Source organism: Marinomonas alcarazii (genome assembly GCF_003208215.1).
In the GTDB taxonomy this organism is placed as follows: Bacteria; Pseudomonadota; Gammaproteobacteria; order Pseudomonadales; family Marinomonadaceae; genus Marinomonas; species Marinomonas alcarazii.
Genome location: NZ_QKLW01000005.1, coordinates 46634 through 57887, shown reverse-complemented (window position 1 = coordinate 57887; position 11254 = coordinate 46634). Strand labels below are relative to the sequence as shown.

Genomic DNA, 11254 nt, shown 5'->3' with positions numbered 1-11254 from the left:
GGGAATTATGAAGACGATACAAGGACCCGCTATTTTTTTAGCGCAGTTTGTGGGCGATGAAGCGCCCTTTAATAGCTTTGATGCCATTTGTGGCTGGGTTGCTGCTTTGGGTTATAAAGGCGTGCAAGTTCCTACTTGGGATAAGCGTTTGATGGATCTGGAGCGGGCGGCGAGCAGCCAAAAATACTGTGATGAGTTAATTGCGACGGCAGCGAAACACGGCGTGGTTATCTCGGAGTTGTCTACGCATTTACAAGGTCAGCTGGTGGCAGTGCATCCTGCCTATGACGATGCGTTTGATGGTTTTGCGGATGCTAGCGTAAGAGGCAACCCTGCTGCACGACAAGCTTGGGCTGTGGAGCAACTTAAAATGGCAGCCAAGGCGTCACAGCGTCTTGGCTTGACGGCTCATGCGACGTTTTCTGGTGCTCTGGCGTGGCCTTATTTTTACCCTTGGCCACAACGACCAGCAGGCTTAGTTGAAGAAGCCTTTGCTGAATTAGGGCGTCGCTGGAAGCCGATCCTTGACGCTTTTGATGAGGTCGGTGTCGATCTGTGTTACGAAATTCATCCCGGTGAAGATCTTCATGATGGTGTAACCTTCGAGCGTTTTCTCGAGGAAGTAGATCATCATCCACGAGCGAATATCCTTTATGATCCGAGCCATTTTGTATTGCAACACTTGGATTATTTGGCCTTTATTGACCATTATCATGACCGCATCAAGATGTTCCATGTCAAAGATGCAGAGCTTAATTTGAATGGAAAATGTGGTGTTTATGGAGGTTTCCAGAACTGGGTAGATCGCCCTGGGCGTTTTCGTTCTATTGGCGATGGTCAGGTGGATTTCAAGGGGATCTTCTCTAAGCTCACCACTTATGATTTTGTAGGCTGGGCGGTGTTGGAATGGGAGTGTTGTTTGAAGCATCCAGAAGATGGAGCCCGTGAAGGCGCACAGCATATCCAAGACTTTATTATCCGCGTGACCGATAAAGCTTTTGATGATTTTGCTGACAGCGGTGTCGACGCGCAAGCGAATCGTCGTATGTTGGGGCTCTAATAGTTTGGAGGGAAAGAACATGTCGGGAAAACAAGAAAACACACAAAAGCGCCGTTTACGTCTTGGCATGGTTGGCGGCGGTGAAGGTGCGTTTATCGGTGAAGTTCATCGGTTTGCTGCTCGCCTTGATGATCATTATCAGCTGGTGGCAGGAGCTTTATCGAGCCAGAAAGATAAAGCAGAGCGATCAGCGAAGGTACTTGGCCTTGCTCGATCTTATGTGGATTTCGAGCAAATGGCACAGCAAGAAAGCGAGCGTAGCGATGGTATTGAAGTAGTGTCCATTGTGACACCTAATCACCTACATGCTCCCGTAGCGATGGCGTTTTTAAAGCAAGGGATTCACGTGATTTGTGATAAGCCTTTAAGCGCGACTCTTGAAGAGGCAGAAGCACTTTATCAAGTTGCACAAGCAAGCCAAGCGCAGTTTTTATTAACCCATAATTATTCAGCTTATCCTATGGTACGCGAAGCACGATCCATGGTGAAGGCGGGAAAGCTTGGCAAAATTCGTTCTATTCAAGTGGAATACGTGCAGGATTGGTTAACACATTCGTTAGAGCAAACTGGTAATAAACAAGCGGCTTGGCGGTCTGATCCGAGTCAGGCAGGTATTGCAGGTTGCATGGGAGACATTGGCAGCCATGCTTATCAGCTGGCGTGTTTTGTTGGTAATACTCAGGCAAAAGAAATCTTAGCGGATTTATCCACTTGGGTAGAAGGTCGAGCTTTGGACGATGATGCTAATATTTTGCTGCGCTATGAAAACGGAGCCAAAGGCCATTTGTGGGCGAGCCAAGTGGCGCCAGGTAATGAGAATGCCTTGTCATTGCGGATTTATGGCGATAAAGCTGGCATAGAATGGCATCAGGAATCACCTAATGAGCTGATTTATTCTGTGTTAGGTGAACCAAGCCAACGTCTCCGACGCGGTAATGGTTATCTAAGCGAAGCGGCCACATTGGTTTCTCGTATTCCTTCTGGTCACCCTGAAGGTTACTTAGAAGCGTTTGCTAATTTGTATGCTGAGTTTGCAGAGCAGCTATTGTCATCTACTTTTAACCCCGATTTACCGACTCTAGCAACAGGGTTACATGGAATGCGCTTTATCTCAGCGAGTGTACTTTCGAGCCAAAGAAATGGTCAGTGGGTGTCTTTAGAGCATTAGGTGTTGAGACTAAGTTAGGTTGAAACAAGGATAAGCCGCATGATCTTTAAAGCGGCTTTTTCTTGCTTGCTGTATACTCTTGCTACTTCGTTAATTGAATCACAGGAATAAGTAGATATGGTCGGAACACAAGCTAATAACCCATTGCATGGTGTCAAACTAGAGAAGGTTGTCACCGATTTGGTGGAACATTATGGTTGGGAAGAGTTGGCAATTCGTATCAATATTAACTGTTTTAAAAGTGATCCATCGGTTAAATCCAGTCTTAAATTTTTACGTAAAACGCCTTGGGCGAGAGATAAGGTTGAAGCGCTTTTTCTGGAAACCTTTAGCCGTTAACTACAAACTTTATTTCGACCCTCATGTTTTGCTTGATAGAGCTTTTGATCCGCAGCTCGAAGAAAATCGGCAAATTCATGGTCGGGGTGAAGTGAACTCACGCCTATACTTACAGTCAGTTTGATGTCTTCCTTGTGGCTGTAGAATACACTTTTTTCTATTGCTATGCGTATTTCTTCTGCCTTAGTGTAGGCTTCCATATCACTAATATCTATATATAAAACAACAAATTCCTCGCCTCCTAAGCGATAGATTTCTTTGCCTTGAACACACTCTTTCAACACATTCGCGACGTTAATAAGCACAGAGTCGCCAATATCATGCCCATATTTATCATTGATGTTTTTGAAGTGGTCAATATCAATAATCAGCATGTGCAGACAGTCGAAGCTGTTATGGAAGGCTCTAAAATCAGCTTTAAGAGCGTGACGATTTTGCAAATCTGTCAGGCCGTCTTGTAATGCAAGAGAGCGTAGAAACTTACTCGTTTTTTGGTTTTGAACTTCGTAAATATGACACACAAGCCAAATAGAACAATAGACAAGTGTGAAGTTAAACACCGTTCTAAACGGCATGAATATATTTGTATCGGTGCGAATAAGTATGACCACCGCAGACAATAAAATCACCACAGCGCTAAAAATAAAGCCTTTTTTTAAACCAAATAGACTGTAGTACCAGAAGGGTAAGGCGAGTCCCCAATAGGTTGCGCCGGCTACGAGCTCCATTATTGAGATAGACAGTAAAATGTTGAGAGTGAGTAATGAAAGCAAAGTGTAGCTGTGCCAAGGTCGGTATAGGCCTTTTGATGAAGTATAAAAACAATAACCACTAAAAATAGCGACAATAAATTGTACGGCACCAATTCCCAGTTTTTGCATTGTAATCATGTTAAGTAGGAAATATATGCTGTTCAATGCACAAATTAGGATGCTTAACCATTTGTGGAATGATGCCGGACTGACTGCCGTTTGGGGAAGATGTCTTGTGGTCATCATGAATTAATTCGCTTAAGAGGATGTGTCAAAAAGTCGTAGATCAACATAGTCGACTAAACCGCCTCGGATACATTCATGGGACCATAATGGACCAAATTACGGCCTTTATTTTTTGCGGAGTAGAGATTTTTGTCGGCGTCTCGTAAAAACTCTCTGAAGGATTGCCCTTTTTGAAGTTGTGCTATACCAATACTAACGGTGATTCTAATGCTTTGTTGATGGGCTCGGAACACTGTTTTTTCGACTTCTTTTCGAATTTTTTCAGCAAAATCATAAGCCTGGTTTTGTGTGTGGTTTTTCAAAGTAATCAGAAACTCTTCTCCGCCTATACGATAAACGTGCTCATCATGTATCAAATAGTGAAGTAGCTCAGTCATTTCAAGTAACACTGAATCACCAACATCATGACCAAATTCATCATTTACGCTTTTAAAATAGTCAATATCAATGATCAATAAGCGAGTTTCTTCTGTTTCATATTTTAAGAATGGATCAACCGGTACGTTATTAAAATTGTCAAAAAACAGTTTTAATGCATGACGGTTTTGCGCCCCTGTTAATGGATCTTGGAAAGCCATTCTTTCGAGTAGTAGACTGCTTTTTGCGTACTGACTCTCGTATAAATAGCAAATACCGTAGGACAAAAAATAGGCTAATACGAAATTAAGAATGGACCGATAGGGAAGGAAGTCTTCTGTATCTGATTTAATGAATAAAATAGCAAGGGCAGGTAAGGACAAGATAATTGTATAGAAAAGACCAAGTTTAGGACCTGCTAATAGACAATATAAAGGCGGTAGAATAAGAAGCCAATAGATAGAACCTGCTCTTAGATCTGCAAAATAAAAGGAAGATAAAACAACGACAGTCATTGAAAAAGCCAACATATAATGATGCCATTCATGCGTTTTTTCTAATAAAGCTTTTCTAAAAGAATATAGATTCAGTAGCCCAAAGACGCTATCAATAACCCCGATAGTTACTTGGTTTAACATAACGATATTTACGAAGCAGAAAAAAATCATAATGGCACTGGTGGCAAGGCTAAGCCACTTATGCAGTATGTCTCTTGTCTCTAATAATAAGGAGCTGGTCTGAGTTATCATGTTTTACTTTTTGTATATAAAATAATCAGTAAGGGGGCTTAAGGCGACATATTCTCTCTTAAAATATAGATGAGTTTTATCTATTTAAGTAACAATTTGTTACCGATAGCGGTGAAGTCATCTGCGGCATTGATTAATGACTGTGCAGTTAAGGATTCAACACCGTAGACTTCTACCCTAGTTTGGTATTTCTCTCTCAGCGTTTTGGCGAGGATATCGAAATCGCCATCCCCAGAAAGCAACACCAGCACATCGCTGTCTTTGCCATATTCGATACCATCGATGGCAATACCTACATCCCAGTCACCTTTTGCTGAACCATCAGAACGTTGGATAAAAGGTTTTAGTTTTACCTCGAATCCAATGGCTCGAAGGATATTTTGAAATTGACGTTGTTTTTCATCACCTCTGTCTATGGCGTAAGCAATGGCTTTGACGACATTTCGACCTTCAGTGGCCTGTTGCCAAAAGGTGTTGTAATCGAAAGAGCGTCCAAAAGCTTGTCTTGTGGTGTAATAGACATTTTGAACATCGACTAGAATAGTTATATTGGTCATCGTCTTCCTAGATTTGTTGGTGGTTGCTATGAACTGAAAGGTGGTGTTTGAGGACACGTTACAAGTATTCGAAGTGAAAAGAAATCATAAAACAGGATAAGAAGAGGCGATAATTTTCAAAGTGCCCCCATTATGGCTAGTAAATAAGTTTTATTACAGAACGGAGTGTTTTTTATATGTCTGGATTTGACCCCGACAACCGGATTCGACCGCTGACAGCGCGAGAAGAGAATGCAAAGAGCAATGTGGTGATTGCTTATATATTTATGTTGCTAGGCGTCTTTACGGGTGTATTTTGGTTGATTGGTGCTATTTGGGCCATGGTGAAGGCTGACGAAGCGCGCGGAACATTTTTTGAAGATCATTATTCCAATATCATTAGCACTTTCTGGTGGGGGATTTTCTGGAGCGTGATTGGTGTGATACTGGCGTTCTTTTTTATCGGCTATATTGTGTTATTTGCTGTCTGGATTTGGTCGATTTTCAGAATGGTGAAAGGTATTGCCAGAGCAACGTCTAACCAGTCTTATCGCGAAATGTTTAACCCTTTTTAGACTCTGCTGGTTTATACAGCCCATGCGCTTCGGCGCTTGGGCTGTAAATAAGCGTTCTACTTATTTGATAGTTCCATCTTACTGTCTTTATAAAGCTTGCCTTCGTTTACCATTAGTGCGATCTCTTTTAAGCTGATAGCAGAAGTGGGTGATAAGGTTAGGTTTAGTTTTTCTGGCTTTTGCAAAAAGGTCAGTAACGTATTCGCAATATGTTCTGCTTCTTCCGAGTTGGCAGGTGCCAGCCCCAGAGCCTGGCTTGCGTACTTTATTCCGTTTAGCTGATTTTCTCTTGAGTCGAGGGTGATCGTTGATTTAGGAACTAAGTGAGCGATTAACCCCGACTCTTCGTATTCCACCTCCAAAGAATGCACCTCAATAGCATCGCCATAGATGATCGGGAGCGCTTCTGGTTGGCCTAATGCAAAAGAGGCAAGAACATCGGAGCGCAGATTATCCATCGCAATGTTTTTATTCAATAAGCTGATATCTGACGCCCATGCCAGCTTGCCAATATCTTTAATGTCCAACTTGAAGCTTGATGAGACCTTGTTGCCCTCAACTTTCGACGTAAAAGAGCCTTTACCCAGTAAGGTTTCGATCCCAGCAGCGCGCATTAGTCTTCTTGTATCGCGGGATAGGCTGTCTATTGGGCTTTCTTGAATCCAAAAATCCACATCGAGATCTGGGTAGTTAATCGGATAACTGTTCAAAGAAATTCTGGCAAATCTTAGCCAAGGAGAATACTCGTTACCGAAACTAACATTTTCTAACGAAGGGGTGAGGGTAAAAGGGTCTAAATGAACGCTTTCGTAATGAACAAAAGGAGCGAGACCAGATAGCTCTAGTTGTTCTTGAATCTTTTGTTCTGCGTAATCCCCACCAAAGCGTTGCACCGCGTAGATAACTAAAACAGCCATGCAGGAGAGTAAAATAAAGTAGGTGATGGCTTTGCCAAGGCCGTTCTTAAGTTTGTTTCCGATATTGTCCAATTTAAAATCCATCGATAAATAACAGTGCTTACAAAGAGAGGCAAAAAGCATTTCGCCTGATTTCTAAGCTGAGATATTATCGGAAAGTGCGTAGTATAGACACACAACAGGCTACTTTTCTGTTTTGATTCACAAGGAGTGCGTTATTTCATCTTTGATTCCCTCACAAGAGGATTTGTGGTTTTTGCCTTTAGGTGGCACTGGCGAGATAGGCATGAACATGAACCTTTATGGTCACGATGGTCAGTGGTTGATGGTGGATTGTGGCGTTTCTTTCAATGAGCCATTAACGCCTAATGACCTACGTACTTCCGAAATTGTTTGCGCCGACCCGCGTTTTATCAGCGAGCAAAAAGAGCGATTGGCAGGCATCGTTATTACTCATGCCCATGAAGACCATGTGGGCGCTTTGCCTTTTTTGTGGCGACGTTTCAAATGTCCAGTTTACACCACGGCGTTCACCGCCGAAGTGCTGCGCCGTAAGTTGGTTCAAGTTGGGTTGACAAATCAAGTGCCAATCATTGAAGTAAAAGATAATGAAACCAAAAAGATTGGCGTATTTAATGTTAAGTGGTTGGGATTAACACACTCTGTGCCTGAACCTTATGCCATGACCATCGACACACCTGCAGGAAAAATCTTTCATACAGGCGATTGGAAAATCGATAAGACTCCGATTCTTGGTGACGGTTTTTCTCCCTCTGGCTTTAAAGCCCTAGCCAAAGAAAACATTCTCGCCATGGTTTGCGACTCTACCAATGCCCTGAAAGACGGTTTTTCGCCTTCTGAAAGCGATTGCTATCAGGGCTTATTAAAAACCATTGAGGCAGAAAAGAACCGTGTTGTAGTCGGTTGTTTTAGTAGTAATGTTGCTCGTTTAGTGGCATTGGGGCAAGTCGCAAAAGAAACGGGTCGATATCTTGCTTTGATTGGAAGGTCGCTAACGAATATGGTCAGTGCAGCTCGAGCCACAGGGCATTGGCCAGATGATTTACCGATTATCGACGCCGCGCATTTAGGGTATTTGCCGAGGGAAGAAGTATTGGCGGTGGTGACGGGAAGCCAAGGGGAGCCAAGAGCAACCTTGAATCGGTTAGCCGCAGATAACTGTTTTGACTTGAGCTTGGAAGCCGACGATTTGGTGATTTTCAGTTCCATGCGAATTCCAGGTAATGAACACGCCATAGACAGATTGGCTGAACAATTTAAAGGCCGAAAAATCCGCACCTTGCAAGCCCATGAAACGGACTTAACCATTCATGTAAGTGGTCATCCTTGTCGTGAAGAACTTAAGCAGCTTTATACGTGGGTTCAACCACAATTGGCCATTCCCGTTCATGGCGAACCGCAACATTTGGATGCTCACGCTGAAGTGGCCAAACTCAGTCATGTGCCGGATCAGTTAATTGGTCGAAATGGTGATTTATATCAGCTAGCGCCGAATGTGAGTATTCGACGCCAGCAAGTAAAAGTAGGCCGTATTGCGCTGTTAAGGTAGCGAATATTAAGTATCGAGAAGAGGTGCGAAGACGCTTTTCGCTGATTTTCCAGGGATCTCTTTGGCAAGCCTTGGCACTAAGTAGCCTGGTAGCTCAGCAGCGACTTTACCCATTAAGCGTTGTGCGTCTTCGATACTGATATCAAAGTGTGCTGCGCCCTCTACCGGATCTAGCGTGAACATGTAGTAAGGCAAAATGCCGGCACTGAACACCGCCTCGCTCAAGTTCACTTGAGCTTCTACGGAGTCGTTCACACCTTTTAATAAGACGCCTTGGTTGAGCAAGGTCACCCCTGCTTTTTTGAGCTTGTAGGCTGCCTGAGCAAGCTCTTCATCCATTTCGTTGGCATGATTTATGTGCCAAACCATGACGATGTCTAGGCGACTGGCTTTGACCCACGCCAACATGTCGTCGCAAACACGATCAGGAATCACCACCGGCAAACGTGAATGAATGCGTAGGCGCTTTATTTGCGGTAAAGCATCAAGCTTACGGACTTTATCAGCGAGCAAGCTATCTTTCATCATCAAGGGGTCGCCGCCACTTAAGATGACTTCGTTAACCTCTGGGTGCGCTTTTAAATAGTCGATTACCGAGTCCCACTCTGCTTGCGCCAGCTGATTATCACCATAAGGAAAATGACGACGAAAGCAGTAACGGCAATTTACTGCGCAAGTGCCCGTGGTGATGACTAATAAACGGCGTTTGTATTTGTGCACAATGGCTTTTTGCGGGTTGTGGTCAGCTTCTTCTAATGGATCCTTTGTGTAACCTGCAATTTTTTGCATTTCTACGACGCTTGGCAGCACTTGTAAAAGTAAGGGGTCATTGGGGTTGCCATATTCAATGCGAGACAAATAAGGGCGAGGCACCAGTAATTTGAAGCTTTGGTGAGCCTCAATGCCTTCTTGAGCGAGACTTTTTGGTAAGCCTAGGTGCTCAACTAGCTCAGGTAAGGAGGTTAAGGCCTGTGATAGGTGCTGAGACCAGCTTAAATTGTTCTTTGTTTGAATAGGGATCACGTCAAATATCTGCAAAATTGTGTTCATTTGGGTTATGATTGCGCCAACTTATTTGGGCCGATTCGGCCAGTGGCTCTCCGAGATCTTTGCAAACGCTCTTTTTACTTGCCTATTTAGTGGTTCTAAATGGTGTAAAAAGAAGTTCGCAGAGATCTTGGGACTGACATGATACGCCAGTCAGAGCCTTTTCTCTAAAAATATACTGTGAGGATGTATGGCTAATATTTCTACCAGCGATATGCGCAGCGGCGCTAAAGTAATGGTTGATGGTGATCCATGTGCGATTATCGATAACGAACACGTTAAACCAGGTAAAGGCCAAGCCTTTAACCGCTTGAAATTGCGTAACTTACGTTCTGGTCGAGTGTGGGAACGTACTTTTAAATCAGGCGACACGCTTGAATCTGCCGATGTTATGGACACCGACATGGAGTACTTGTACACCGACGGTGAGTTCTGGCACTTTATGGCCGTTGATGGTTCTTTTGAACAGCATGCGGCAGATGAAACTGCGGTAGGCGAAACGGTTAAGTGGCTAAAAGAGCAAGAAAGATACGTTGTGACTTTATACAATGGCGCTCCGCTGGCCGTTGCTGCACCGAACTTCATTGAACTTGAAGTGAAAGACACAGATCCTGGTGTAAAAGGCGATACCGCCAACGGTGGTTCTAAACCTGCATACTTGGTAACTGGTGCTATGGTTCGTGTACCTCTGTTTATCAACATCGGTGAAGTGTTACGTATTGATACTCGTACAGGTGAATACGTTTCTCGCGCTACAGGTAAATAATTCCTAATTTAGCGTGATGAATGAAAAAAAGCCCCGATAGGAAACTATCGGGGCTTTTTGTTTCTAAACGGCTTTTTGTTTCTAAACGGCTGTTTTTTCATTAAACGGCATTTTGTTTAAATTCTGCACGTGCGGCACGGATTGCATCGTGGTTGGCGTCAGCCCACTTGGTTAATTGTTGTAATGGTTCAAGCAGCGAGTGGCCAAGTGAGGTTAGTTTGTATTCCACGCTTGGTGGTACTGTCGGGTAAACATGGCGACTGATAAAACCATCATGCTGAAGATCTCGTAATGTTTGAGTCAGCATGCGTTGTGAAATATCGGGAACGGCGCGACGCAATGCGCTAAATCGGTGAGCTTCGCTGGCTAGCGTCAGAAGAAGTAACAGGCTCCATTTGTTTGCAACTCTATCTAGCACGTCGCGAATTGGGCAAGCCTCAAATGCTTTAGTGTTCTGTTTATTACGCAATGGCGTTTTTGACTTAGGGCTTGTTTGATCTGAATTGTCCATTAGGTAGTTACCTCTATGTTACTTACTGCTTAAAAACTGCCTTATTTACAATGGGTCATTACTCTCTAATATACATCTAGTGTTGTTAACAGACTAATCAAAGCGTAACGATTTTATGCAGGAGATAACCCAATGAAAAGAGTGTTTTTGGCGGCCTTCCTGGCTGCTGTGACAAATATTCCAGCGTACGCCGATCAATCTGCCGCCATTTCCCCTGCTACTCCTGTCGTGGCTAGAGCGGATGCGGATGCTTTGTTTGTAAGTGATGATCCAAAACTCCATGCGAATAAACAGGTGGTTTACAATATTCTGAAAGTGTTATTAGAAGCGAATCAGTGGGATAGGGCGCCAGAATTTATTGACAAAGATTATATTCAACACAATCCAAATGCGGCGAATGGGCGTGATGCCGTGGTGTATTTCTTTACTGAAATACTGAAAACTAAGCCTAAACCCGTTGCGGATAAGTTGAATTGGCCTGTAGCAGAAGTGATGGCGGAAGGTGATCTAGTCACCGTGATCACACGACGTAAGGTAAAAACTGAAAATGGCACTTATACCACAGCTTGGTTTGATACTTGGCGTATTAAAGATGGCAAAGCGATGGAGCATTGGGATTCTTCATTGATGAATGAAAGCCCAGATTTGAGTCCATAATCCT

At 43.5% G+C, this 11254-nt stretch carries 13 protein-coding genes; 7 read left to right on the top strand and 6 right to left on the bottom strand.

What is annotated here, in order from left to right; genetic code table 11:
• Window positions 1-7 precede the first annotated feature (7 nt).
• From DFP75_RS11520 to DFP75_RS11510, 3 genes are all read left to right on the top strand, one after another.
• Window positions 8-1060 (top strand): sugar phosphate isomerase/epimerase family protein, encoded by a 1053-nt coding sequence (locus DFP75_RS11520; protein ID WP_110575772.1) that lies wholly within the window; start codon window positions 8-10, stop codon window positions 1058-1060.
• Between the two features lie 19 nt (window positions 1061-1079).
• Window positions 1080-2228: a Gfo/Idh/MocA family protein gene (locus tag DFP75_RS11515; RefSeq protein WP_110575770.1), complete on the top strand. Its 1149-nt coding sequence runs from the start codon at window positions 1080-1082 to the stop codon at window positions 2226-2228.
• Between the two features lie 117 nt (window positions 2229-2345).
• Window positions 2346-2567 carry a VF530 family protein gene (locus DFP75_RS11510; RefSeq protein WP_110575768.1) on the top strand — a complete coding sequence of 74 codons (222 nt, stop codon included), beginning with the start codon at window positions 2346-2348 and terminating at the stop codon, window positions 2565-2567.
• Here the strand turns inward: DFP75_RS11510 and DFP75_RS11505 are convergent.
• From DFP75_RS11505 to DFP75_RS11495, 3 genes are all read right to left on the bottom strand, one after another.
• Window positions 2564-3562 (bottom strand): GGDEF domain-containing protein, encoded by a 999-nt coding sequence (locus tag DFP75_RS11505; RefSeq protein ID WP_342767511.1) that lies wholly within the window; start codon window positions 3560-3562, stop codon window positions 2564-2566. The genes DFP75_RS11510 and DFP75_RS11505 overlap by 4 nt on opposite strands.
• A 56-nt stretch (window positions 3563-3618) precedes the next feature.
• On the bottom strand, window positions 3619-4671 hold the full coding sequence (locus tag DFP75_RS11500; protein WP_245927048.1) for a GGDEF domain-containing protein: 1053 nt from the start codon (window positions 4669-4671) through the stop codon (window positions 3619-3621).
• Between the two features lie 80 nt (window positions 4672-4751).
• A complete protein-coding gene (locus DFP75_RS11495; RefSeq protein WP_110575764.1) occupies window positions 4752-5228 on the bottom strand; it encodes an NYN domain-containing protein in 477 nt (158 codons plus the stop codon).
• A 176-nt stretch (window positions 5229-5404) separates the two neighbouring features.
• Between DFP75_RS11495 and DFP75_RS11490 the strand changes: the two genes are divergently transcribed.
• A complete protein-coding gene (locus DFP75_RS11490) occupies window positions 5405-5782 on the top strand; it encodes a DUF4870 family protein (protein WP_110575762.1) in 378 nt (125 codons plus the stop codon).
• 56 nt (window positions 5783-5838) lie between these two features.
• Here DFP75_RS11490 and DFP75_RS11485 read toward each other — a convergent pair whose 3' ends face one another.
• Window positions 5839-6771: a hypothetical protein gene (locus DFP75_RS11485; RefSeq protein ID WP_137169168.1), complete on the bottom strand. Its 933-nt coding sequence runs from the start codon at window positions 6769-6771 to the stop codon at window positions 5839-5841.
• Between the two features lie 184 nt (window positions 6772-6955).
• On the opposite strand from DFP75_RS11485, the gene DFP75_RS11480 reads away from it, so the two are divergent.
• Window positions 6956-8269 (top strand): ribonuclease J, encoded by a 1314-nt coding sequence (locus tag DFP75_RS11480; RefSeq protein ID WP_245927047.1) that lies wholly within the window; start codon window positions 6956-6958, stop codon window positions 8267-8269.
• 6 nt (window positions 8270-8275) lie between these two features.
• Here the strand turns inward: DFP75_RS11480 and epmB are convergent, their stop codons facing one another.
• Window positions 8276-9292: an EF-P beta-lysylation protein EpmB gene (epmB, locus tag DFP75_RS11475; RefSeq protein WP_110576141.1), complete on the bottom strand. Its 1017-nt coding sequence runs from the start codon at window positions 9290-9292 to the stop codon at window positions 8276-8278.
• Window positions 9293-9506: 214 nt separating this feature from the next.
• Here epmB and efp point away from each other — a divergent pair, with 214 nt between their 5' ends.
• Complete coding sequence (efp, locus tag DFP75_RS11470) at window positions 9507-10082, top strand: elongation factor P (protein ID WP_110575758.1); 576 nt, start codon at window positions 9507-9509, stop codon at window positions 10080-10082.
• A 100-nt stretch (window positions 10083-10182) separates the two neighbouring features.
• Here efp and DFP75_RS11465 read toward each other — a convergent pair whose 3' ends face one another.
• The gene (locus DFP75_RS11465) at window positions 10183-10593 is read right to left on the bottom strand and encodes a winged helix-turn-helix transcriptional regulator (RefSeq protein ID WP_110575756.1); all 411 of its coding nucleotides are present in this window, start codon (window positions 10591-10593) and stop codon (window positions 10183-10185) included.
• 132 nt (window positions 10594-10725) lie between these two features.
• On the opposite strand from DFP75_RS11465, the gene DFP75_RS11460 reads away from it, so the two are divergent.
• Entirely contained in the window at window positions 10726-11250 is a 525-nt protein-coding gene (locus DFP75_RS11460; protein ID WP_110575754.1) for a nuclear transport factor 2 family protein, read from the top strand.
• Window positions 11251-11254: the final 4 nt, after the last annotated feature.